The organism is Aeromonas sobria, from assembly GCF_050266975.1.
Classification (GTDB): Bacteria; Pseudomonadota; Gammaproteobacteria; order Enterobacterales; family Aeromonadaceae; genus Aeromonas; species Aeromonas sobria_B.
Genome location: NZ_JBKISU010000035.1, coordinates 24960 through 46508 on the forward strand (window position 1 = coordinate 24960; position 21549 = coordinate 46508).

Sequence of the window (21549 nt, forward strand, 5' to 3'; positions counted from 1 at the left end):
TAACTATTAGATGAAAAAATCATGGAACCACGCGCAGAAATAAGACGGAGAACCCGGCTTTCACCGGAGGCCCGTCGCACTCAACTCATGGAATGTGCCATCGAGGTATTCTCTCGTCGCGGCATCGGCCGGGCAGGCCATGCCGAGATCGCAGAACAAGCCAAAGTGTCAGTTGCAACCGTTTTCAACTACTTCAATACCCGTGAAGAGCTCGTGGATGAGGTGCTCACCGAGATAGAGCAGTTCGTACACCAGATGCTGGAACAGGCGTATGCGGGCAACCGCCCGGTCCGGGACCGCATTCACAGCCATGTTCAGCTGTTCGTCGATGCGGCCTATGACAAGCCGGATCACGCCAACATCTGGCTGGAGTGGAGCTCCTCGGTGCGGGAAGAGGTGTGGCCCCGCTATGCCATGCTGCTGGACAAGGCACTGGAGCGCATCACTCCGGTACTGCAGTCCGCCATGGACCAGGGCGAGATCCAGAGCGTGCTGAGCGCCCAGGACTTGGCCCGCTCCCTGACCGGTTTTGGCTACGTCATGATGCAGATGATCAACTCCCCCCAGCGCCCGGCGCGTGACGAGGTGACCGAGTTTCTGTTCAAGTACGTGACGGCCCCCATCCAGGCCTGATCCCCCTCACTACGACAAACGGCGCCCAGGGCGCCGTTTTTGTTCACACTCTCCTTCACCCGCCTTCAGGCTTGCGGGCCTGCATATCCCCAGCGAGCGGTGAGTCCGTGTTCGACGCCCAGATGATCCAGGATGCGGGCGACCATGAAGTCCACCAGATCCTCGATACTCTTCGGCTCATGATAAAAACCGGGCGCGGCGGGCATGATGGTCACCCCGAGACGGGCCAGGCTCAGCATGTTCTCCAGATGGATCGCCGAGAAGGGGGTCTCGCGAGGCACCAGGATCAACTGACCCCGCTCCTTGATCACCACGTCCGCCGCCCGCTCCAGCAGGCTGTCGGAGGCGCCATGGGCGATGGCGGAGACGGTCCCCATGGAGCAGGGGCAGACAACCATCTGCCTGGGAGCCGCCGAGCCGGAGGCCACCGGCGAGAACCACTCCTCCTTGCCGCAGGCGACGATCTGCCCCTCTTTGCCGCCAAACTCGCGGCAGAGCTGCTCGGAGAGCACCTTGGGGGAGGCGGGCCAGTCGATGCCCTGCTCCGTCTTGAGCACCACCCGCGCCGCCGACGAGGCCAGCACATAGACCTGATAGTCCGCCTGCACCAGGCACTGGAGCAGCCGCAGCGCATAGGGGGCACCGGAGGCGCCGGTCAGGGCGAGCGTGATGCGCTTCATGCCGGTTGCCGCTGTTGCAGACGCGCCAGCAGCTTGTCGTGGATGCCGCCAAACCCGCCGTTGCTCATGATGAGGATGTGGTCGCCGTCGCGGCTCTCGGCCACCAGCTCGCCGATCAGGGTCTCCAGATCGGCAAACACCTTGGCCGGGCGGCTCATGTGGGCGGTCACTTCGCCAAGATCCCAGTCGATGTTGCTCGGCTGGAACAGGAACACCTGGTCTGCCTCATCGAAGCAGGCGGCCAGCTCCTCCTTGTGCACCCCGAGCTTCATGGTGTTGGAGCGGGGCTCCAGCACCGCCAGGATGCGGGCCTTGCCGCCTAGGTTGTCCACCCTGGCGCGCAGGCCGCCCAGGGTGGTGGCAATGGCCGTAGGGTGATGGGCGAAGTCGTCATAGACGCGGATCCCGGCCACCTCTCCCTTGAGCTCCATCCGTCGCTTGGGGGAGTGGAAGGCGCACAGGGCGGCAATGCCATGCTCCACCGTCACGCCGGCATGACGGGCGGCGGCGATGGCCATCAGGCCGTTGTTGACGTTGTGCTCGCCGATGCACTCCCAGTGCACTTCCCCCTGCTTCTCGCCATCGAGCCACACCTCGAAGGCGGAACCGTCGTCCCTCAGCTTGACCGCCTGCCACTTGGCGTCATCCTGACCCACCAGCTCCACCTCGCTCCAGCAGCCCATCTTGCGCACCGCTGTGAGGTTGTCATCGGCCTGGGGGAAGAGCACGCGGCCATTGCCGGGCACCATTCGCATCAGATGATGGAACTGCCGCTGGATGGCGGCGAGATCGGGGAAGATGTCCGCATGGTCGAACTCCAGATTGTTCATCACCAGGGTGCGCGGCCGATAGTGGACAAACTTGGATCGCTTGTCGAAGAAGGCGCTGTCGTACTCGTCGGCCTCGATCACGAAGAAGGGGGCAGAGCCCAGACGAGCCGAGACCGGGAAGTTGCCGGGGACGCCGCCGATGAGGAAGCCAGGTTCGAGCCTGGCGTATTCGAGCACCCAGGCCAGCATGCTGGCGGTGGTGGTCTTGCCGTGGGTGCCGGCCACCGCCAATACCCAGCGATCCTGCAGCACATGCTCCAGTAACCACTGGGGACCCGAGGTGTAAGGAAGGTTGCGATTGAGCACATACTCCACGCAGGGATTGCCCCGGCTCATGGCGTTGCCGATCACCACCAGATCCGGCGCCGGATCGAGCTGGGACGGGTCATAACCCTCGGTCAGTTCTATGCCCTGCTGTTCGAGCTGGGTGCTCATGGGGGGATAGACGTTGGCATCCGAGCCGGTCACCCGATAACCCAGCTGCTTGGCCAACACCGCCACCCCGCCCATGAAGGTGCCACAGATACCGAGGATGTGAATATGCATACCGCTTGCCCTTGCTGTAGAGAGAGCAGGCATTCTAGCAAGATGGCGGCAATTTGGCAGAGGCTGGCGCAGATCCTGCGACAGACGCCCGCCGCCATGGGGTCAGGGCAGGCTCCCTTGCCCGCAAAATCCGGGCCTGTCACGGCAAACCGAGCGCCATGGCGCGCATATATGGTCATTTGACGGGACATCGCTATAATATCGGCCTGCAAACTCGACTCGACTCTCATTGAAGGAATCCCCATGAGCCTGAACCTGGTACCGGCCGGCAAGAGCCTGCCCGAAGATATCTATGTTGTTATCGAGATCCCGCAAAACGCCGATCCGATCAAATACGAAGTCGACAAGGACAGCGGTGCCATCTTCGTTGACCGCTTCATGTCCACCCCCATGTTCTACCCGTGCAACTACGGCTACGTGAACGCTACCCTGTCCCTGGACGGGGATCCGGTCGACGTGCTGGTGCCGACCCCCTACCCGCTGCTGGCCGGCTCCGTCATCCGTTGCCGCCCGGTCGGCGTGCTGAAGATGACCGACGAATCTGGTGAAGATGCCAAGATCGTGGCCGTGCCGCACTCCAAGCTGACCAAGCAGTACGACCACATCCAGGATGTGAACGACCTGCCCGAGCTGCTCAAAGCCCAGATCCAGCACTTCTTCGAGCGCTACAAAGAGCTGGAAGCGGGCAAGTGGGTCAAGGTGGAAGGTTGGGGCGACAAGGCCGCCGCCGAAGCCGAAATCCTGAGCTCTGCCGAGCGTTACGCCGCCAAATAAGCCGCGTTTCCCTCGTCAAGTCCATAAAAGGCGCCCATTGGGCGCCTTTTATGTTTCGCTGGTGCATATCCCCTCTCTGCCTGCTCAGGGCCTCTCGCCCCTGCCCGGATCCCCCTTGATATAGATGTCGCGCCCTCCTTGCCGGTAGGGGCGATAATAGTCATCCCCGCAACGATAGCCACCGCCGCGCTGGCGATTGAGCTCGCAGTTGACCGGCAGCGCCTCCAGCCAGGTCAGGGCCTCCTGGCGGCGCAACCACTCCTCCCACTCATGCTCCCTGGCCAGCTCGTCGCGCAGGGCGAAGGCATCAATCTTCTCGTCGCCCTTGGTGATGATGATCTGCCCGGCCCAGAGTGGCAGGCTGCACAGCCACAGCAATCCCCATAATCGGCCCATGATGGTTTCCTCTGTTACTTATTTCCGACATTAAATTTAAATGCCAATCAACCTGTTAGTGGATTTTTATCCGAAAAAAGTTCGGAACATGCGTCAAAAACGTATCAAGTCACCTAGTTGTTAATCAGGACATACCGGCGAGGCGCACCATGATGAGATCCATACCTAGGCTGGTGCTGGGCATGCTGTTGGCCGAGTCAGTGTACGCCGCCGAGGTCAACCTCGACTGGCAGTGGCAATCCGCCGATGGCCAAGCCCGCCACTTCCAGCTGCAGACGGACGACAGCACCCTCGCCCGACAACGGCACGAGATGGGGATGCTCAGCCTCTCCCTCAAGCATCCCATCGAGACACTCTACGCCTACATCAGCCCGCGGCTCTACAACAGCCTCAGTCAGATCAACCAGAACAGCCCCAGCACGGCCACCAAGTTTCTCAGCCTGGAGCAGGCCTTCACCACCCGGGACAACAGCCCGGAATCGAGGGAATTCTGGCAGGCCTACGAGCAATATCAGGAAGATGCCTTCACCCAGATGATGGTGGTGCCCTGTGTTCATCCCGCCAACGTCAGGCTGCCCTGCGTGCGTCCCAACTACTCCCAGCTCTTCTATCACTTCAAGGGGGCGCTCAAGCCCCTGGCCAGTCAGTTCACCGCGCCGGATCTCGCCGGCTCGGTGCGCTTGATCAAGGAGTGGCTGGACGTCATCCCCAGCCCGTCCGAACAGTTGGACAGCTTCCATCCCCCGCTGCAGGCCCTCAAGGAGAATCAGGCCGACAGCGACGAGAAGGCGCTCTTGATGGCTAGCCTGCTCACCGAGCTCGCACCCCAGTTCATGCTCAGCATCATCTACCCCGACACCAGCATCGGCAGCGTCTCTCCCGCCTGGCTTGCCATCACCGCAGACAGCGGCCTGCCGGGCGATGTGGTCGTGATCGACAACCAGAAGCATGTGCTGCTCACCGGCTCCCCCCTGATGGCGCAGCAAATGACCATGGCCCGCATCCCCCTCATCAGCGAACCCCTCTACTGAACGGATCCTGCCAGCCGCCCTCGGCCGGGCCCGGTGCTATCATGGCCATGAATGCGGCATGCCTTGGCCAACCCATCTGTTATTTAACACTTTTTAAACAGATCCGATCAGTCTAGGATGGAGAGCGCCCCATTTCCTTGGCCATGAAATCGTTATAACATAACAAAGGAGTGTCACCCGGATGAAACATCTCATGCTTACTCTGGCGTTGCTGCCGACCCTGGTACTGGCTCACAACATCAAGCCATCGACCCAGGTGCCTCTGGTGCAGATCGCCGAAGAAGGTGAACTGATGGTCAACGGCCAGACGATCGGCTACCGCCCCTGGCAGAGCAAGCAACTGGTCGGCAAGGTATTCCTGATCCAGCACATCGCGGGTCGCTCCAGTGCCAAGGCGCTGAATGCCCCCATGATAGAGGCGATCAAGGCCGCCAAGCTGCCCCACGACGCTTACCAGACGGTCACCATCATCAATAGCAATGATGCCATCTGGGGCACCTCGGGTTTCGTCAAGAGCAGCGCCGAGGAGAGCAAGAAAGAGTTCCCCTGGTCGGCCATGGTGCTCGATGCCAAGGGCATGGCCCGCAACGCCTGGGGCCTGACCCCGGAAAGCTCCGCCATCGTGCTGCTGGATAAAGAGGGCAAGGTGCTGTTTGCCAAAGATGGCCAGCTCACTGCCAATGAGATCACCGAAGTGATGGGGCTCATCAAGTCCCATCTCTGAATCAGACGGGGGCCCCAGGCCCCCTTATCAAGGGATCATGGGCCGCGTCAACACAAGAGTCTGGATATTGCTGTTTGGCTGGTTGTGGTTGCAACCCGTCCTGGCCCAGCACCCGCTCGAAGCCGAACTCGTCAGTCACAGCCACCACTGCCTCATCTGCGCCCTCCATCTGGATGGCAAGCTGGCGATCCCGCCGACCCACCCCTTCCTCGTTGCCCCTGGGTTTCGCTGCGAATCAGTCCCCTCTTGCCGTGAAAATGCCGCCCTGGCGGTGACACTGACCCAGCCTATTCGCGCCCCTCCTTCATCCTTGCTCCCTTAAGCCACACGACTCTTACTTTATTGTTTCAAAAGGATGAATGATGAAAGCTGTTACCCTGTTGCTGGCTGCGGCCACCTTTGCCGTCCAGGCCAATCATGAACATGGCGAGAGCCACGGCGCCCATGAGCATGGCCATGGCCACCTCAACTTCGTCGTCGATGGCGACCAGCTGATGATAGAACTGCAGGCCCCAGCCGCCGATCTGGTGGGCTTCGAGCACGCCGCCAGGAGCGATGAAGAGAAGGCGCAATATGCCAAGGCTCTGGCTCGTCTCCAGCAACCCGATGCCCTGTTTCGCTTCGACCCGGCGGCCGGCTGCAAGCTGACCCAGCAGGAGTTGCAGGCCGCCAAGGAAGAGCATGATCATGACCACGACCACGACCACGACCACGACCACGACAAGGCTGGCGCAGATCAGGATGAACATCATCACGACGAGGCGGGCCATGCCGATCTGGGCGCCATGTACACCTATACCTGCGCCGCCCCGGCCAAGCTCACCGGTCTGGAGGCAAGCCTGTTCTCCGTCTACCCCAGCCTGGAGAAGCTGAGCGTGCAGGGCATACTGCCCGCCGGTCAGACTGCCGCCGAGCTGACCCCCTCCGCCAACAAGCTGAGCTGGTAACGCCATGAAAAAAGCCGTGGTTGAGATCCAGGACCTCTCCTTCGCCTGGCCAGGTGGCGACGCTGTACTCGATCTGCCCGCCCTCACCATCAGCGAGGGTGAGCGGGTCTTCATCAAGGGCCCGTCGGGCTCCGGCAAGTCGACCCTGCTCGGTCTGCTGGCGGGGATCCAGACAGCCAACCAGGGCACCCTGGAGGTGCTGGGCCAGCCATTGGCCCGGCTCTCCGGTCGGGCGCGGGATCGCTTCCGCGCCGACCATCTGGGCTATATCTTCCAGCAATTCAACCTGCTGCCCTTTCTGAGCGTGCTGGACAATGTCACCGCTGCCCTCACCTTCTCCCCCGAGAAACGGGCCCGCCTGCAAGGGAGCCCGGAACAGGAGGCCCGCCGCCTGCTGGCCGAGCTGCAACTGCCGGATGAGGCCCTGGCTCGGCCGGTCCATGCCCTCAGCATCGGCCAGCAACAGCGGGTCGCCGCCGCCCGGGCGCTGATCGGTTCGCCCCAGCTGGTGATCGCCGACGAGCCCACCTCGGCGCTGGATACCGACAACAGGGCCGCCTTCATCAAGCTATTGTTCGAGGAGTGCGACAAGCAGGGCTCGACCCTCGTCTTCGTCAGCCACGACCCCTATCTGGAGCCCCTCTTCCCCCGGGTGGAAAACCTGCAACAACTCAACCGGAGGGCCGCATGACGACACGCCATCATCCCGCAGCCCGTCCGGCCTTCTCCCCTTCACTGCGGAGGTTTTCATGCTGAAACTTGCGCTGCAAAGTCTCTGGGCCCGCCGCCTCACCGCCGGGCTCACCCTGCTGGCGGTGGCCATCAGCGTCACCCTGCTGCTCGGGGTGGAGCGGGTGCGCATGCAGGCCCGCGAGAGTTTTGCCAACACCGTCTCCGGCACGGATCTCATCGTCGGCGCCCGCTCCGGCCAGGTAAACCTGCTGCTCTATTCGGTGTTTCGCATCGGCAACCCCACCAACAACGTGGGCTGGGATGCCTATCAGGCCATCAAGGAGCGGCCCGGCATCGCCTGGACCATCCCGCTTTCCCTTGGCGACTCCCACAAGGGATTTCGGGTGCTCGGCACCAATGGCGACTACTTCAAGTACCTCAAGTACGGGCGCCAGCAAGCCCTGGTGATGGCACAGGGACGCCCGTTCCAGACGCCCTTTGAGGCCGTGCTCGGTGCCCAGGTGGCACAGAAACTGGGCTACCGGCTCGATCAGTCCATCGTCATCGCCCACGGCGCCGGCAACACCTCCTTCAGCCAGCATGACAACCTGCCCTTCAAGGTGGTGGGCATACTGGCGCCGACCGGTACCCCCATCGATCGCACCGTCCATGTGCCGCTGGCGGGCATAGAGGCGATACACCTGGGCTGGGACACCGGCCGCCACAGCAAGCACGTGACCGCCGAGCAGGCGATGGCCCAGGATCTCCCCCCCAAGACCATCACCGCCTTCATGGTGGGCCTGAGCAACCGCATCCTGGCGTTCCAGCTGCAGCGCGCCATCAATACCTATCCCAGAGAGCCGCTGATGGCGATCCTGCCTGGCGCAGCCCTGCAGGAGCTGTGGGCCATGATGAGCGTGGCGGAGACCGCCCTCGGCGTCATCGCCGCCTTCGTGGTGGTGGCGGGCCTCATCGGCATGCTCACCACCCTGCTGGCGGGGCTCAACGAGCGGCGCCGCGAGCTGGCCATCCTGCGATCCCTGGGGGCAGGCCCGGGCCATCTGTTCGCCTTGCTGACCATGGAAGCCATGGCCCTCACCAGCTTAGGCATAGTGCTGGGGGTCGCCGTGCTCTACCTGGGACAGGGGCTTGCCTCCCCCTGGCTGCTCAGCCACTATGGCCTGCAACTGAGACTGGCGCTGCCAAGCGGCTATGAGTGGCAGCTGCTGGGGCTGGTCTGGCTGGCGGGCGTGCTGATGGGCCTGTTGCCGGCGGCCCGCGCCTACCGCTACAGCCTGAGTGACGGCATGAGCATTCGCGTGTGATAAACCGAAAAGGACGAGAGATGATGTTGAGAGTGATGGCGCTGCTGACCTGCCTGCTGGCGCTGCCCAGCCAGGGCGCCGAGTCGTACAAGACCCTGGACTGGGACGCCTTGCTGCCCCCGGGCCAGAGCGTGCTGCCGCCCCCTCCCGTCCCCCACGACGGGGACATGAGCGCGGTGCCGCAGCCCATCGGCGAGGTCAACCAGGCCCTGGATGGCCAGACGGTGCGTCTGCCCGGCTTCGTGGTGCCCCTGGAGGGGGATGCCAAGAAGATCACCGCCTTCCTGCTGGTGCCCTACTTCGGCGCCTGCATCCATGTGCCGCCCCCGCCCACCAATCAGGTGGTCTATGTCAGCTTTCCCCAGGGGGCGCCGGTCGATGATCTCTGGGATGCCATCTGGGTCAAGGGCAAGATCAGGACGGTGAGCACCAGCCAGGAGATGGCCAACACGGGTTACAGCATGGAGGCCGTCGAGGTCACCGTCTACGAGGAGTGAGGGCCAGCGCCTCTCCCTCTTCCCAAGCAAAACGGCCCCTGTGGGCCGTTTTTGCCAGGCGGCTCCCGGCGCCCCCAGCCAGGGGATTACCCCGGGGGTCAACTAGCGTAACATCTGGCCCCAGTATCCCAGCCAATGGAGCCGTCATGGCCGACTTGCCCACCCCCAAGAAAGAGAGTGCCATCCTGAGCAGCCAGGAGCAGACCCTGCGCCTGGCCCGCAGCCGCGGCATCGACGGCATGCTGACCCGCAACAGCGACAGCACCTTCGAACAAAGGGCCAGCTTTCGCCAGCTGGCGGATCAGGCGGCGCGTCAGCGCAACCTGGAGGCCATCATGGTGATGGCGTCGCGCCACTGCGAAGAGACGGCCGCCGGCGGCGAGATGGACAGCGACTGGCTGACCCGCTTCCTGCAACTGGCGGAAGATATCAGCATGGTGCCCATGCAGCAGCTATGGGGGCGCATCTTCGCCATCGAGGTCGCCACCCCGGGCCGGTTTTCCATCCGCTCCCTGGCCACCCTCAAGGAGATGACCCAGCGCGAGGCCCAGCTGTTCCAGCGCCTGTGCGCCCTCTCCTGCCACTACGCAGGCAGCGACGAGCTGCGCCTGCTGCTGGGGCTGCACAAGGGGGCCAGCCTGCTGACCCGCGCCAGGGTGACCCGGCTCACCCTCGGCAAATACCGCCTGCCCTACAACGCCTTGCTGCAACTGTTCGAGCTCGGCCTGCTGCATCGGGGGGAGCTGGAATCCGGCCCCCTGCCTGCGGACGGGGTGGAGCTGGCGTTCGGCAACCAGCAGTGGCGCCTGCACCGCAACCAGAGCAATATCACCCTGCTTTACTACCGCCTCACCCCGGTGGGCAACGAGCTGGCCCAGTTGCTGACGGAACCGCCCCTGGAGGAGTACCTGCAGGATCTCAAGGCCGTACTCGGTCAGGGGCTCACCCTGGAGGTGAGCGCCGCCCCAGCCCCCATCCAGGAAAGCGAAGGGGGCTGATGCCCCCTGTTTGGATGCCCCTTATTGGGATGCCCCTTATTGGGACACCCACCAATTTACACAAGGCTCTGCTGGCTGGCTGTTACCCCTTAATTGGGAAGGCTCTGCCCCCGTATTGGGACACCCACCAATTTGTACTGCTTCTTAATTGGGACACCCACCAATTTGCACAAGGCTCTGCTGGCTGGTTGTGGTTGCCGTGATGGCACCATGATTGAGAGCTTTGGGTCAGGGAAGGAGAGATACTCGCGGTGTTGGCTTAGAAAACCACTCTTCAGCCAGCATCAGCCTTGGCATCAAAGACTTGTGCCAGGGGATCCAGGTGGTGCGACGCGGCTCAAGATAACGGCTGGTGACATCGCTGCTGGCCACAATGCTCTGCGTAACGCAGGCAACGCGCCTTGTCACCCACCACCCTGATACCCCGCCGCCGAAATAGTGTCACTTGTCGCAACCATTGCACTTCATCAAGGCCCAGCCGCTGCAGAATGGGGGCCAGTTCCTCCTGAATATGGCCCCGCTTGTCCGCCCTGATGGCCCGGCCGGTCCAGTCCACCAGCATCAGATAGTCAGTGAAGACACATGGCAGCCCCTCAGGTTTGTCCGGACTGGCAAACGGCAGCAACAGCGGAGGCAATGATACTTCAGGCGCCTCGTCATCAAGACGCTGCTTTATGCTGGTGTAATCACTTTGCTCCGGCCTGTCAGCCAGCGCAGCCCGGATCGGGTTCAAATCAACGTAGGCCATGCAGGCAAGCAGTGCAGACTCTGTCAGCAGGGCCTGACTTTTGAAGCGACCTTCCCAAAAATGCCCCTTGCAACCATCTTCCTGATTGGCCTGCCGCGCCATGCTCTCATTGAGCAGTCGCACAAACCAGCTGATGGAGTGCAACCGCTGACGCCACTTGGCGATAAGCCCCCGAACCACTTCGAGCTCGGGCTCAATCAGGGATTCATACTGATACCAACGCCGCACCAACGGCGGCCATTGAAACAGCGCAGCCCAACGCTCGGCTACTTCTCGCTCACTCCAGTTGGCGGCGGTTTCGAACTCGACTTTGAGTACCAGGTGATAGTGGTTGCTCATCACCGCATAGGCGCACACCCCGATGGCAAACTGGCGGGACAGCTGACCAAGCCTGTCGACCACCCACTGACGCCGGTGCTCATAGTTATGGCCAGAATGCGCATCTTGCCCGCACAAGAAGGCCCGCCGCACACAACGGCTGACCACATGGTAATAGGGCGTGTCTTGCAGGCTGATCTGGCGTGAACGCGCGATGGTCATGGCACACTCCTCGACGGGTTACCCATCAAGCGAAGCAGCATGCTACGCTGCTGTCAAATTGGTGGGTGTCCCAGATTTCTCTGTCTACCACCCACTGACGCCGGTGCTCATAGCTATGGCCAGAATGCGCATCTTGCCCGCACAAGAAGGCCCGCCGCACACAACGGCTGACCACATGATAATAGGGCGTGTCTTGCAGACTGATCTGGCGTGAACGCGCGATGGTCATGGCACACTCCTCGACGGGCTACCCATCAAGCGAAGCTGCATGCTACGCTGCTGTCAAATTGGTGGGTGTCCCAGATTTCGATTCGTCTCAGATCTATTCATTCACAGGCCAACCACAATTGAACAGTTACGATTCTTCCAGAATTTTTTTGCTACGGAAAACCATGATTCAGGAGAAAGCGGTAAATTCTGGTCTTTAACGCTCTGAAACATCTCATCATTAACATCTGAGGTCATTTGTTGGTAGTGTACTGCAAAATCAATAGCTAACTGATCTGGTGATGGATTGTAGTCATAACCAAGCATTAATGGTGTATCTTTTTTGAATGTACTCAATGCCGAATTAAACGCCTTATTTATTTCCTCTCGTGATAAGGTACCTGGCTTAATGGTATTTGCTATTAGTGCACACTCAGCTGCTGCTTTCATTTTTTTGTATTCGTCACTACTAATTCCCTGTGCATTAATAGAGTTGGATAGTAAGAACATAAGGGAGATGAGGATTATTTTTTTCATTATGTATATGCAGGTTAGTTAAACACCGATAATAATAAGAGCACTGATGTTAAATGCAATCAGTTTGTCTGGCCTCATGTACAGGACCTTAAGCGTTGAGTCCCTTTAAAACGCCCTCCAAGGTCCTGCTCTGTATCGATTTTCTCTGCTTGGTTCGGCAAGCGTTCTTGGCCAAATAATCCGCAGCCCATTTCAGTCTTTCCCTTATTTCTGTCAACGCACTATGGGCCACTGCTTCCAATAGCGGCAGCCACCACGTCGCACTGTTCTTCGACGCTTTCAACATCGATAGCTTCCCTGTCATCACACTCTGCGCGATCCGTCTTTTCATCACCAGCGACAGCAGGCTTGTCCACACCAGCCCCTCGGCGATCGCTTTCTCCCCCGTCACAAACCCCTTGAGCCGGTTGTGCGATTTCCACTCTTTAAATAGCAACTCAACCTGCCAACGGCAACGATACAGGCTCATCATCTGCTCTGCTGACCATGCCGCTCGCGGCGGGTTCGTCATCCACAGACAGAACCGCTTTTCCTCGGCAAACCAGCTCCGGATCAACCGGTACTCCACCTTGCCGGACTTCACCACCATATCCAACACCTCGGCCCGACAGCGTCACTGAAATATTGGGACACCCATCGTTCGGAGCGCCGCGTAGAGGCCAACAGACTCGCCAAGCCCTTCAGTCACTAACTGACACGGTATTGGCTCCCCCTCTGATTCGCCGAGATGAGGCCACTGCACCAGGTCGCGAGACAGGGATGTCGAGCGAGCGGCGGCGGGCCATGGAGGGCCCGTCGGCGCGTGCCGTCGGTGCTGTGGCTGAGGTGAGAGGACTCGACAAAGGAGAGCGAATCGGTGGGGCTTGGCCTTTCTTTTGGTGACTTTTCTTTGGCCACGCAAAGAAAATCACTTACCACAGCCCGCAGGGCGGGCGAAACCTCTTTGAGGAGGAACTCCTCGCGTCCCATGCGGCAAAGCCGCATCCATCCCCCCCTCTCGGCAAAGGAAATGAAAAGGGGGCATTCGCCCCCTCACGCTCGATAATCCACAGACCCTATCGACCTTAGTCGATCAACCCCCGCTGCCGCAGGGCGATCAGCAGTTCATCCACCAGCACTTCCACCGGCTTGCCAGCGTTAAGCAGGTGGATTTCCGGCTGCTCGGGTGCCTCGTAGGCGGAGTCGATACCGGTAAAGTTGCGAATTTCCCCTGCCCTAGCCTTCTTGTAGAGCCCCTTGGGGTCACGCTCTTCGCACACGGCGAGCGGCGCATCGACAAATACTTCGACAAACTCGTCCGCGCCCAAGAGACTCCGCACCAGATCCCGCTCGGCACGGAACGGCGAGATAAAGGCGGTGAGGACGATAAGGCCCGCATCCACCATGAGTTTTGCCACCTCGCCGACCCGGCGGATATTCTCCTGACGGGCGGCGTCGTCGAAGCCGAGATCGCCGCACAGGCCGTGGCGCACATTGTCCCCATCCAGCAGATAGGTGTGTTTGCCTTGCGCCGCCAGCGCCTGCTCCAGCGCCCCCGCCAGGGTGGACTTGCCCGCCCCGGAGAGCCCGGTGAACCAGATCACCAGGGGCTTTTGCCCCTTCTGTTCAGAGCGGCTGCGTTTGTCCACGGCATGCTGGTGCCACACGATATTGCTCATTCAAACTCCTTGCGGGGCAGCAGGGCCCCAAAACGAAACGGGTCGCACCTTAAAACGGAAACAGCAGGGGCACCATGATCAAGACGCCGATGCTGTATGCGATGGAGACCGGCAGGGCCAGCTTGAGGTAATCCGGCATCCTGTAGTTGCCCGCGGCGAAGACCATGAGGTTGGTCTGATAGCCGTAGGGCAGCATGAAGCTGGAGCTGGCCCCAAACAGCACCGCCAGAATGAACGGCATGGTGGAGACATCCATGCTGAGCGCCAGCTGGTAACCCATGGGGAAGGCCAGGGCCGCGGCGGCGTTGTTGCTCATCAGCTCCGTCAGCACCAGGGTGAAGAAGTAGATGCCGATGAAGGCCACCAGGGGGCTGGCACCGTTGAACTCCCCCATCAGGAAGTCGGCGATGACCCGGGCCAGGCCGGTGCGTTCGAGCTGGTCGGCGATGGCGAGCGCCCCCCCCACCACCAGCCAGATCTCCAGCGGGAAGCGGCGACGGATCTCGTCCAGGGTCAGCACCCGGGTCAACAGCAGGGCCACCAGCATGATGAGCAGCCCCTTGAACAGCGGCACCAGCTCGAACACCGACAGCGCCAGCACCCCGAGAAAGCCCACCACCACGGCGGCGCTGCGCTTGCCGTCGAGGCGGGTGGAGGCCTCCAGCCCGCTCACCACCACAAACTCCCGGGAGAGGGACTTGTTGCTGGCAAACTTGGGGCCCGGTGCCAGCAGCAGGGTGTCCCCTGCGTGCAGCTCAATCTGGCCGAGGCCCCCGGTGAGCTGGGTCTCGCCCCGGCGCACCGCCAGCACCACCGCATCGAAGTGGGTGCGAAACTCCGCATCCTTGATGGATTGCCCCACCAGCCGCGAGCTGTGGCTGACGATCACCTCCACCAGGTGCTGGCCGTTGAGGCGGTGCTGGCCGTAGAGATCCAGCCCCTTCATCTCCTGCAAGACGCCCACGCTCTCCACGTCGCCGCAAAACAGCAACATGTCCCCCTCGTGCAGCTCGTGCTCGGGCTGCACCGGGCAGATCACCTGATCGCCCCGGATGATCTCGGCGAGATAGAGGCTCTTGAGGCTGCGCAGGCCGTTCTCTTTCACGCTGCGCCCGGCCATGAGGGAGCCCTCGCTCACCTTGGCCTCGAGGAAGTAGCCGGAGGAGCGGTCTATCTCGGTATCCTGCTCCGGCAGGCGGCGGGCGAACAGCAGCACGGCCACAAGGCCGGTCACCAGGGTGCCCGCCCCCACCATGAAGAAGTCGAACATGCCGAGCGGCTCGGCCCCCATCTTCTCCAGGAAGCTGTTGACGATGAGGTTGGTGGAGGTGCCGATCAGGGTCAGCACGCCGCCAAAGGTCGCCGCGAAGCACATGGGCAGCAGCAGCCGGGACGGCGCATGATTGGGGTTGCGCTTGACCGCCCCCAGCATGGAGGCCACCACGGCGGTGTTGTTGACCAGGGCCGACAGGAAGGCGGTGGAGAACCACACCTTCACCAACACCTTGTTGAAGGAGCCCGTGCCCACCTGATTGGCGAACCAGCTCATGATGCGGGTCTTCTCCACCGCCAAGGAGACCAGCAGCAGCAGCACCAGGGTCAGCAGGGAGCTGTTGGTATAGCCGCCGACCACGGCATTGATGTCCGCCAGTCCGCTCAGATAGGTGATGAGCACGGCGCCCGAGAAGAGCAGCGCCGGCCTGAGTTTGCCCTGAACCAGCAGGACGATGAGGGTAGCCAGCAGACCCAGCACCAGGGATTGTTGCCAGGTCATGGGCTTATTCCTTGTCGTTGGCGATGGTCAGCGCCTGCCAGTGGGGGAAGTGCTTGCGCACCAGGGCGTTGAGCTCGATTTCGAACTCGCTGTACTGCCCTGCCACTGCTTTCGCGGCCAAGCCTTCCACTATCATACCCGCGCCCACGGTGACGTTGGTCAGCCGATCGATCAGGATGAAGCTGCCGGTGTCGCGGATATCCGCATAGGGGTCGAACGCCACCGGGTCGGTCAGGCTGAATTCGCACAGGCCAATCTCGTTGAGCTTGAGCTCGGAGGCCGGCAACTCGTCCAGCTTGTTGATCTCGATGCGGTGGCGGATGGCTTCCACCTGGCCGCGGCTCTTCTTGGTGGCCAGCTTGACGTCATAGACCCGGCCCGGTTGCAGGGACTCTTCCCCCATCCAGACGATGTGAGCCAGCAGGTTCTGGGTCACCTGGGGCTTCTTCGCCGCATCCACCAGCAGGTCGCCCCGGCTGATGTCGATTTCATCGGCGAAGGTGACGGTGATGGCCTGGCCCGGCAGGGCGTAGTCCAGATCCCCGTCGAAGGTGACGATGCGCTTCACCGTGCTCTCCTTGCCGGACGGCAGCACCGCAAGCTTGTCGCCCACTCGCAGGATGCCGGAGGCCAAGGTACCCGCGAAACCGCGAAAATCGAGGTTGGGGCGGCTGACATACTGCACCGGCAGGCGCACCGGGTGGCGCTCCAGCTCGCGCTCCACCTCGGCAGATTCCAGCAGGGAGAGCAGGGTCTCGCCCTGGTACCAGGCCAGCTTGTCGCTTGGGTTGACCACGTTGTCACCGTCCAGGGCCGAGACCGGCACGATATGGATGGTGTCGACGCTGAGCTTCTTGGCGAATTCACGATATTCGGCACTGATGCGCTCGAACACCTCCTGGCTGAACGCCACCAGATCCATCTTGTTGACCGCCACCACGAACTGCTTGATGCCGAGCAGGCTGGCGATAAAGCTGTGGCGACGGGTCTGATCCAGCACCCCCTTGCGGGCGTCGATCAATATGATGGCCAGATCGCAGGTGGAGGCGCCGGTGGCCATGTTGCGGGTGTACTGCTCGTGACCCGGGGTGTCCGAGATGATAAATTTGCGCTTCGCGGTAGAAAAATAGCGGTAGGCCACGTCTATGGTGATGCCCTGCTCGCGCTCCGCCTGCAGGCCGTCCACCAGCAGTGCCAGGTCCAGCTTCTCCCCTGTGGTGCCGAGCTTCTGGCTGTCGGACTCCAGCGCTTTGAGCTGATCTTCATAGATCTGCTGGGAGTCGTGCAGCAGGCGGCCGATGAGGGTGCTCTTGCCGTCGTCCACGCTACCGCAGGTGAGAAAACGCAGCAGGCTCTTGTGCTGCTGGGCGTGCAGGTAGGCTTCAATGCCCTGTTCGCTGATGGCGGTCTGAATGTGGTTGTTCATGATGCGATTCCTTAGAACATTTTTTTAGAAATAGCCCTGACGCTTCTTCTGCTCCATGGAGCCGGCCTGATCGTGGTCGATGAGCCGCCCTTGCCGTTCGCTGGAGGTGGTGATCAGCATCTCTTCGATGATCTCCGGCAGGGTGGTGGCATTGGATTCGATGGCCCCGGTCAGCGGGTAGCAGCCGAGGGTGCGGAAGCGCACCAGCTCCTGCTTTACCTCGTCTTGCGGGCCTATGGGCATGCGCTCGTCATCCACCATGATCTTGATGCCGCCGCGATCCACCACGGGACGCATGGCCGCGAAGTAGAGCGGCACTATGTCGATGTTCTCGAGATAGATGTATTGCCAGATGTCCAGCTCGGTCCAGTTGGAGAGCGGGAACACCCGGATGCTTTCCCCCTTGTTGACCTGGCTGTTGTAGACGCGCCACAGCTCGGGGCGCTGGTTCTTCGGATCCCAGCGGTGGGACTTGTCACGGAAGGAGTAGACCCGCTCCTTGGCCCGGGACTTCTCCTCGTCCCGGCGGGCGCCGCCGAAGGCGGCATCGAAGCCGTACTTGTTGAGCGCCTGCTTGAGCCCCTCTGTCTTCATGATGTCGGTGTGCTTGCCGCTGCCGTGCACGAAGGGGTTGATGTCCATGGCCAGACCGTCCGGGTTCTTGTGGACGATAAGATCCAGCCCGTACTTTTTGGCGGTCTCGTCCCGGAATGTGATCATCTCCTTGAACTTCCAGTTGGTGTCCACGTGGAGCAGGGGGAAGGGGATCTTGCCCGGGTAGAAGGCCTTGCGGGCCAGGTGCAGCATGACGGAGGAGTCCTTGCCGATGGAGTACATCATCACCGGGTTTTCAAATTCGGCAGCTACCTCGCGGATGATGTGGATGCTCTCGGCTTCCAGCTGTTGCAAGTGGGTCAGTCTTTCACGGTCCATGTCTGGGTCCTCGGTTCATTGCTATCGCGCCTGGTCGGGGCGCGGTGTTGGTTCAGTTCGCAGCCGCTGGCGGCAGCGTCAAATCGATTCGTTGCCCGTTGGGCTCAGGCCAGGGTGACCAGCTTGAGGTCACTGCCCCCAGCCTTCGGGCGCTGCTCGCCATCCCGTGCCTCGCCAAACCAGGCCAGCTGCTTGCGCAAGGCCACCACCTCGCCGATGACGATAAGGGAGGGGCTCACTGCCTGCTGGGCCAGTTCGGCCAGATCAGCCAAAGTGCCGGTCAACACCTTCTGACTGGCCTGGGTGCCCCGCTCTATGATGGCGATGGGGGTGCTCCCCTTGCGGCCATGGTCAACCAGCTGCTGCTGGATGTGCTCGGAGCGCATCAGCCCCATGTAGATGACCAGGGTCTGGTTGGTGGCCGCGAGCTGTTGCCAGTCGGGCTGGGTGCCCTCCTTCTGGCAGTGGCCTGTGATGAAGACGGCGCTCTGGGCATGGTCGCGGTGGGTGAGCGGAATGCCCGCATAGGCGGTGGCACCGGCGGCGGCCGTGATGCCGGGCACCACGGAGAAGGGGATGCCTTCGTCTGCCAGCACTTCCAGCTCCTCGCCACCGCGGCCGAACATGAAGGGATCCCCCCCCTTGAGCCGCACCACCCGATTGCCCGCCCTGGCGTATTCCACCAAGAGGCGATTGGTCTCTTCCTGAGGCACGCTGTGGGCGCCGGCCTTCTTGCCCACCGACACCAGGGTGGCGTCCCGGCGCACCAGATCCAGGATCTCGGGGGAGACCAGCTGGTCGTAGAGCACCACTTCGGCCTGCTGAATTTGTTGCAGCCCCTTGAGGGTCAAGAGGCCAGGATCCCCTGGGCCCGCCCCCACCAGCACCACTTCCCCTACTTCTGTCTGTGCCTGGTCCAGCCCCTCGTTGAGCCAGCGTTCGGCCCCCTGCCACTCCTGCTTCTCAATCAAACTGGCGAGCGTGTTGGAGGCAAAGGCACGCTCCCAGAAGCGGCGACGGTCGGAGATGGAGGAGAGCACCCGCTTGGCCTTGACCCGCACCCGGCCGGAGAGCTCCGCCAGGCCGCCGAGATGGCGGGGCAGCAGGCTCTCCAGACGCTCGCGCAGCAGGCGTACCAGCACGGGGGCCTTGCCGCCGCTGGAGACGGCCACCATGATGGGGCTGCGGTCGATGATCGACGGAAAGATGAAGCTGGAGCGGGCCGGGTCATCCACCAGGTTGACGAACAGACCCAGCTCGGTGGCGCTCTGGTAGACCAGGCCGTTGACCTCGTTGTCATCGGTGGCGGCGACCACCAGGATCTGCCCTGCCAGATGGCCAGGTTCGAAGCGCACCGGCAGATGGGTGAAGCCGCCCGCCAGTTCCTGAAATTCGGGAGCGATATCCGGGGAGACCAGGGTGAGCCTGGCACCGGCCGCCAGCAGCAGACGCGCCTTGCGCAGTGCCACCTCGCCGCCGCCCACCAGCAACACGGGACGCCCTTCCAACCGGGCAAACATAGGTAAGTAATCCATCTCGTCCCTCTCGATACCGCTTGTCTCTGGCGACTATAGGCAGGGTTACTTATCCCTCAAAATAATAAAAAATGCTTTTTAAGACGTTTTGGTAATTAAAACTGTCCCCTTGGCGACGGGAACAAACCTAAGCTTGTGGTGTTTGCGGCCAGGGCATAGGCTAGCGCCCGAGTTTCATAAGGAGCTATTCATGAATGAGTCACTGATAGTGCTAGGGATTTTCGTTTTCCTAGTGATAGCCACCCTGGGGGCAGGCATCAAGATAGTGCCCCAGGGCTATAACTGGACCGTGGAGCGTTTCGGCCGCTACACCCGCACCCTCTCCCCGGGCCTCAACCTGCTGATCCCCTATGTGGACCGGGTCGGCCACAAGATCATCATGATGGAGCAGGTGCTGGACATCCCGGCCCAGGAGGTGATCTCCCGGGACAACGCCAACGTCACCATAGACGCCATCAGCTTCGTGCAGGTGGTGGATGCCCGCAAGGGAGCCTATGAGGTCAACGACCTGCCCAGCGCCATCCGCAATCTCACCATGACCAATATGCGGACCGTGCTCGGCGCCATGGAGCTGGACGAGATGCTCTCCCAGCGCGACACCATCAACGAGAAGCTGTTGCGCACCATGGACGCCGCCACCGCCCCCTGGGGCATCAAGGTGACCCGCATCGAGATTAAAGACGTGCGCCCGCCGCTGGCCCTGGTGGAAGCCATGAACGCCCAGATGAAGGCCGAGCGCCAGAAGCGGGCCGAGGTGCTGGAGGCCGAAGGGGTGCGCCAGTCCAAGATCCTGAAAGCGGAAGGGGAGAAGCAGTCTCAGATCCTCAAGGCCGAGGGGGAACGCCAGGCCGCCTTCCTCGCCGCCGAGGCGCGGGAACGGGCCGCCGAGGCGGAAGCCAAGGCGACTCACATGGTCTCCAAAGCCATCGCCGAAGGGGACATGCAGGCCATCAACTACTTCGTGGCCCAGAAATACACCGAGGCCCTGGCCCGCATCGGCGAAGGGCCCAACAGCAAGATCATCATGATGCCCCTGGAGGCGGGCAGCCTGATTGGCTCGGTGGCGGGTATGGCCGAGCTGTTCAACAAGGGTGAGAAAAAATGACAGACCTGCTGGAGGGGCTGACCCACTGGCACTGGCTGGGGCTGGGGTTCGCGCTGCTGGCCATCGAGGTGCTGGGGTCGGTGGGCTTTCTGCTCTGGACCGGCATCGCCGCGATCGAGGTGGGCGTGTTGCTGCTGCTCTGGCCCTTCGGCTGGCAGTGGCAGTTGCTGCTGTTCGCCCTGCAATCCCTAGTGACCACCTGGGCCTGGTGGCGCTGGCAGCACAAGCGCGACCGCTCCAGCCGGGATGCGGCCGCCCCCATCAACGAGCGGATGCAGGGTTACCTGGGCCGGGAGCTGGTGCTGCTGGACGACGCCGTGCAGGGGCTGAGCCGGGTCCGCCTGGATGACACCGTCTGGACGGTGCGCTGCCAGACGCCGCTCAAGGCGGGCAGCCGGGTCAGGGTGGTGGGCACGGACTCCCATATCCTGCTGGTGGAACCCCTGCCCTGATCCGGGCAAGCGTCACGACAAAGGGCTCCGCGGAGCCCTTTTTTCATGATGCCGCTGCGGCCAGTGCCCAGGGGGCTTGCTCCTAGAGGGCCCCCTCCTCGACGGCGGCCTTGAGCAGATCCTTCCAGCTCAGCACCCCCACCAGCGTGCCCCGATCCAGCACCGGCAGGCAGGAGACCTTCTTGTCCAACATCAGGCGGGCGGCATAGGCCAGGGTCTGGTGGGGCGAGACGGTGACGGGCTGGCGGGTCATGATCTGGTGCGCGCGGCGATTGAGGGTCTCGGTATCGCGCGCCTGCTCGGCGGCGGAATCCAGATAGGGGCTCAGGGCCCGCAGCAGATCCCGATCCGAGATGATGCCGAGCAGCTCCCCCTCCTCCATCACCATCAGGTGACGGAAGCGAGCTTGATTGAAGATATCCCTGATGAGGCCCAGCCTGTCGTCCATCTCGACGGTGACGACCCGGGTGGTCATGATGGTTGCAACCTGCATGGCAGACTCCTTGTCCGGCCGCCGCTCCCGAAAGGAGGCGGACCGATGGCGATAATGCTTGCTGTTATGACATCTTTATCGGCGCCGC

Annotated in this window: 23 protein-coding genes and 2 pseudogenes; 12 read left to right on the forward strand and 13 right to left on the reverse strand. The window is 62.0% G+C overall.

Going from position 1 to position 21549, the window contains the following annotated elements; all coding sequences use genetic code 11:
* Positions 1 to 21: 21 nt before the first annotated feature.
* On the forward strand, positions 22 to 633 hold the full coding sequence (locus ACLHZ1_RS17505; RefSeq protein WP_427263096.1) for a TetR/AcrR family transcriptional regulator: 612 nt from the start codon (positions 22 to 24) through the stop codon (positions 631 to 633).
* Positions 634 to 698: 65 nt separating this feature from the next.
* On the opposite strand, the gene ACLHZ1_RS17510 is transcribed toward ACLHZ1_RS17505, so the two are convergent.
* Positions 699 to 1313: a flavin prenyltransferase UbiX gene (locus ACLHZ1_RS17510; protein WP_427263097.1), complete on the reverse strand. Its 615-nt coding sequence runs from the start codon at positions 1311 to 1313 to the stop codon at positions 699 to 701.
* Positions 1310 to 2689: a UDP-N-acetylmuramate:L-alanyl-gamma-D-glutamyl-meso-diaminopimelate ligase gene (gene mpl / locus ACLHZ1_RS17515; RefSeq protein ID WP_427263098.1), complete on the reverse strand. Its 1380-nt coding sequence runs from the start codon at positions 2687 to 2689 to the stop codon at positions 1310 to 1312. The genes ACLHZ1_RS17510 and mpl overlap by 4 nt, the downstream gene beginning before the upstream one ends.
* Positions 2690 to 2932: 243 nt before the next feature.
* Between mpl and ppa the strand changes: the two genes are divergently transcribed.
* Complete coding sequence (gene ppa / locus ACLHZ1_RS17520) at positions 2933 to 3463, forward strand: inorganic diphosphatase (RefSeq protein ID WP_041992003.1); 531 nt, start codon at positions 2933 to 2935, stop codon at positions 3461 to 3463.
* 84 nt (positions 3464 to 3547) lie between these two features.
* Here ppa and ACLHZ1_RS17525 read toward each other — a convergent pair whose 3' ends face one another.
* Complete coding sequence (locus ACLHZ1_RS17525; RefSeq protein ID WP_427263099.1) at positions 3548 to 3859, reverse strand: hypothetical protein; 312 nt, start codon at positions 3857 to 3859, stop codon at positions 3548 to 3550.
* A 152-nt stretch (positions 3860 to 4011) separates the two neighbouring features.
* On the opposite strand from ACLHZ1_RS17525, the gene ACLHZ1_RS17530 reads away from it, so the two are divergent.
* The 8 genes from ACLHZ1_RS17530 to ACLHZ1_RS17565 all read left to right on the forward strand — a co-directional run bounded on the left by ACLHZ1_RS17530 (position 4012) and on the right by ACLHZ1_RS17565 (position 10053).
* Positions 4012 to 4890: a hypothetical protein gene (locus tag ACLHZ1_RS17530; RefSeq protein ID WP_408776040.1), complete on the forward strand. Its 879-nt coding sequence runs from the start codon at positions 4012 to 4014 to the stop codon at positions 4888 to 4890.
* A gap of 181 nt (positions 4891 to 5071) precedes the next feature.
* Positions 5072 to 5614, forward strand: a complete 543-nt coding sequence (locus tag ACLHZ1_RS17535) for a YtfJ family protein (protein ID WP_408797085.1) — start codon at positions 5072 to 5074, stop codon at positions 5612 to 5614.
* Between the two features lie 37 nt (positions 5615 to 5651).
* Positions 5652 to 5936 carry a hypothetical protein gene (locus ACLHZ1_RS17540; RefSeq protein ID WP_427263100.1) on the forward strand — a complete coding sequence of 95 codons (285 nt, stop codon included), beginning with the start codon at positions 5652 to 5654 and terminating at the stop codon, positions 5934 to 5936.
* Between the two features lie 40 nt (positions 5937 to 5976).
* Positions 5977 to 6561, forward strand: coding sequence for a DUF2796 domain-containing protein (locus tag ACLHZ1_RS17545; protein WP_427263101.1), 585 nt, complete (start codon positions 5977 to 5979; stop codon positions 6559 to 6561).
* Positions 6562 to 6565: 4 nt separating this feature from the next.
* On the forward strand, positions 6566 to 7252 hold the full coding sequence (locus ACLHZ1_RS17550; RefSeq protein WP_427263102.1) for an ABC transporter ATP-binding protein: 687 nt from the start codon (positions 6566 to 6568) through the stop codon (positions 7250 to 7252).
* 58 nt (positions 7253 to 7310) lie between these two features.
* A complete protein-coding gene (locus ACLHZ1_RS17555; RefSeq protein ID WP_427263103.1) occupies positions 7311 to 8558 on the forward strand; it encodes an ABC transporter permease in 1248 nt (415 codons plus the stop codon).
* 23 nt (positions 8559 to 8581) lie between these two features.
* Positions 8582 to 9055: a DUF3299 domain-containing protein gene (locus ACLHZ1_RS17560; RefSeq protein WP_408776037.1), complete on the forward strand. Its 474-nt coding sequence runs from the start codon at positions 8582 to 8584 to the stop codon at positions 9053 to 9055.
* Positions 9056 to 9201: 146 nt separating this feature from the next.
* Positions 9202 to 10053: a TIGR03899 family protein gene (locus tag ACLHZ1_RS17565; protein ID WP_427263104.1), complete on the forward strand. Its 852-nt coding sequence runs from the start codon at positions 9202 to 9204 to the stop codon at positions 10051 to 10053.
* Between the two features lie 337 nt (positions 10054 to 10390).
* Here ACLHZ1_RS17565 and ACLHZ1_RS17570 read toward each other — a convergent pair whose 3' ends face one another.
* The 9 genes and pseudogenes from ACLHZ1_RS17570 to cysG all read right to left on the reverse strand — a co-directional run bounded on the left by ACLHZ1_RS17570 (position 10391) and on the right by cysG (position 19411).
* Complete coding sequence (locus tag ACLHZ1_RS17570; RefSeq protein WP_427263105.1) at positions 10391 to 11341, reverse strand: transposase; 951 nt, start codon at positions 11339 to 11341, stop codon at positions 10391 to 10393.
* 79 nt (positions 11342 to 11420) lie between these two features.
* Positions 11421 to 11570: pseudogene (locus ACLHZ1_RS17575) on the reverse strand (alpha-amylase family glycosyl hydrolase); the annotation flags it as partial.
* Positions 11571 to 11671: 101 nt separating this feature from the next.
* Positions 11672 to 12085 carry a hypothetical protein gene (locus ACLHZ1_RS17580; RefSeq protein WP_427263106.1) on the reverse strand — a complete coding sequence of 138 codons (414 nt, stop codon included), beginning with the start codon at positions 12083 to 12085 and terminating at the stop codon, positions 11672 to 11674.
* A gap of 88 nt (positions 12086 to 12173) precedes the next feature.
* A pseudogene (locus ACLHZ1_RS17585) lies at positions 12174 to 12698 on the reverse strand (transposase); the annotation flags it as partial.
* Between the two features lie 451 nt (positions 12699 to 13149).
* On the reverse strand, positions 13150 to 13743 hold the full coding sequence (cysC, locus tag ACLHZ1_RS17590; protein ID WP_427263108.1) for an adenylyl-sulfate kinase: 594 nt from the start codon (positions 13741 to 13743) through the stop codon (positions 13150 to 13152).
* Between the two features lie 49 nt (positions 13744 to 13792).
* Positions 13793 to 15517, reverse strand: a complete 1725-nt coding sequence (locus tag ACLHZ1_RS17595; RefSeq protein ID WP_427263109.1) for an SLC13 family permease — start codon at positions 15515 to 15517, stop codon at positions 13793 to 13795.
* A 4-nt stretch (positions 15518 to 15521) separates the two neighbouring features.
* On the reverse strand, positions 15522 to 16943 hold the full coding sequence (gene cysN, locus ACLHZ1_RS17600) for a sulfate adenylyltransferase subunit CysN (protein ID WP_427263110.1): 1422 nt from the start codon (positions 16941 to 16943) through the stop codon (positions 15522 to 15524).
* Between the two features lie 24 nt (positions 16944 to 16967).
* A complete protein-coding gene (gene cysD / locus ACLHZ1_RS17605) occupies positions 16968 to 17876 on the reverse strand; it encodes a sulfate adenylyltransferase subunit CysD (protein ID WP_427263111.1) in 909 nt (302 codons plus the stop codon).
* Positions 17877 to 17980: 104 nt separating this feature from the next.
* Positions 17981 to 19411 carry a siroheme synthase CysG gene (gene cysG / locus ACLHZ1_RS17610; RefSeq protein ID WP_427263112.1) on the reverse strand — a complete coding sequence of 477 codons (1431 nt, stop codon included), beginning with the start codon at positions 19409 to 19411 and terminating at the stop codon, positions 17981 to 17983.
* A 190-nt stretch (positions 19412 to 19601) separates the two neighbouring features.
* On the opposite strand from cysG, the gene ACLHZ1_RS17615 reads away from it, so the two are divergent.
* Together ACLHZ1_RS17615 and ACLHZ1_RS17620 are read left to right on the forward strand one after the other, a co-directional pair.
* Entirely contained in the window at positions 19602 to 20516 is a 915-nt protein-coding gene (locus ACLHZ1_RS17615; protein ID WP_408775993.1) for an SPFH domain-containing protein, read from the forward strand.
* Positions 20513 to 20968 carry an NfeD family protein gene (locus ACLHZ1_RS17620; RefSeq protein WP_408775992.1) on the forward strand — a complete coding sequence of 152 codons (456 nt, stop codon included), beginning with the start codon at positions 20513 to 20515 and terminating at the stop codon, positions 20966 to 20968. Before ACLHZ1_RS17615 ends, ACLHZ1_RS17620 begins: the two co-directional genes overlap by 4 nt.
* 82 nt (positions 20969 to 21050) lie before the next feature.
* On the opposite strand, the gene ACLHZ1_RS17625 is transcribed toward ACLHZ1_RS17620, so the two are convergent.
* Positions 21051 to 21461 carry a CBS domain-containing protein gene (locus tag ACLHZ1_RS17625; protein ID WP_408797062.1) on the reverse strand — a complete coding sequence of 137 codons (411 nt, stop codon included), beginning with the start codon at positions 21459 to 21461 and terminating at the stop codon, positions 21051 to 21053.
* Between the last annotated feature and the right edge of the window lie 88 nt (positions 21462 to 21549).

Excerpts from the sequence above, each read along its gene's own strand:
- ACLHZ1_RS17530 (WP_408776040.1), top strand. The coding sequence starts at position 4,012 with ATGAGATCCATACCTAGGCTGGTGCTGGGCATGCTGTTGGCCGAGTCA.
- ACLHZ1_RS17570 (WP_427263105.1), bottom strand. The coding sequence starts at position 11,341 with ATGACCATCGCGCGTTCACGCCAGATCAGCCTGCAAGACACGCCCTAT.
- ACLHZ1_RS17625 (WP_408797062.1), bottom strand. The coding sequence starts at position 21,461 with ATGCAGGTTGCAACCATCATGACCACCCGGGTCGTCACCGTCGAGATG.
- ACLHZ1_RS17535 (WP_408797085.1), top strand. The coding sequence starts at position 5,072 with ATGAAACATCTCATGCTTACTCTGGCGTTGCTGCCGACCCTGGTACTG.
- ACLHZ1_RS17550 (WP_427263102.1), top strand. The coding sequence starts at position 6,566 with ATGAAAAAAGCCGTGGTTGAGATCCAGGACCTCTCCTTCGCCTGGCCA.
- ACLHZ1_RS17580 (WP_427263106.1), bottom strand. The coding sequence starts at position 12,085 with ATGAAAAAAATAATCCTCATCTCCCTTATGTTCTTACTATCCAACTCT.
- ACLHZ1_RS17620 (WP_408775992.1), top strand. The coding sequence starts at position 20,513 with ATGACAGACCTGCTGGAGGGGCTGACCCACTGGCACTGGCTGGGGCTG.
- ACLHZ1_RS17595 (WP_427263109.1), bottom strand. The coding sequence starts at position 15,517 with ATGACCTGGCAACAATCCCTGGTGCTGGGTCTGCTGGCTACCCTCATC.
- ACLHZ1_RS17510 (WP_427263097.1), bottom strand. The coding sequence starts at position 1,313 with ATGAAGCGCATCACGCTCGCCCTGACCGGCGCCTCCGGTGCCCCCTAT.
- ACLHZ1_RS17540 (WP_427263100.1), top strand. The coding sequence starts at position 5,652 with ATGGGCCGCGTCAACACAAGAGTCTGGATATTGCTGTTTGGCTGGTTG.
- cysC (WP_427263108.1), bottom strand. The coding sequence starts at position 13,743 with ATGAGCAATATCGTGTGGCACCAGCATGCCGTGGACAAACGCAGCCGC.
- ppa (WP_041992003.1), top strand. The coding sequence starts at position 2,933 with ATGAGCCTGAACCTGGTACCGGCCGGCAAGAGCCTGCCCGAAGATATC.
- cysG (WP_427263112.1), bottom strand. The coding sequence starts at position 19,411 with ATGGATTACTTACCTATGTTTGCCCGGTTGGAAGGGCGTCCCGTGTTG.
- ACLHZ1_RS17525 (WP_427263099.1), bottom strand. The coding sequence starts at position 3,859 with ATGGGCCGATTATGGGGATTGCTGTGGCTGTGCAGCCTGCCACTCTGG.
- ACLHZ1_RS17615 (WP_408775993.1), top strand. The coding sequence starts at position 19,602 with ATGAATGAGTCACTGATAGTGCTAGGGATTTTCGTTTTCCTAGTGATA.
- mpl (WP_427263098.1), bottom strand. The coding sequence starts at position 2,689 with ATGCATATTCACATCCTCGGTATCTGTGGCACCTTCATGGGCGGGGTG.
- cysD (WP_427263111.1), bottom strand. The coding sequence starts at position 17,876 with ATGGACCGTGAAAGACTGACCCACTTGCAACAGCTGGAAGCCGAGAGC.
- ACLHZ1_RS17565 (WP_427263104.1), top strand. The coding sequence starts at position 9,202 with ATGGCCGACTTGCCCACCCCCAAGAAAGAGAGTGCCATCCTGAGCAGC.
- ACLHZ1_RS17555 (WP_427263103.1), top strand. The coding sequence starts at position 7,311 with ATGCTGAAACTTGCGCTGCAAAGTCTCTGGGCCCGCCGCCTCACCGCC.
- cysN (WP_427263110.1), bottom strand. The coding sequence starts at position 16,943 with ATGAACAACCACATTCAGACCGCCATCAGCGAACAGGGCATTGAAGCC.
- ACLHZ1_RS17560 (WP_408776037.1), top strand. The coding sequence starts at position 8,582 with ATGTTGAGAGTGATGGCGCTGCTGACCTGCCTGCTGGCGCTGCCCAGC.
- ACLHZ1_RS17545 (WP_427263101.1), top strand. The coding sequence starts at position 5,977 with ATGAAAGCTGTTACCCTGTTGCTGGCTGCGGCCACCTTTGCCGTCCAG.
- ACLHZ1_RS17505 (WP_427263096.1), top strand. The coding sequence starts at position 22 with ATGGAACCACGCGCAGAAATAAGACGGAGAACCCGGCTTTCACCGGAG.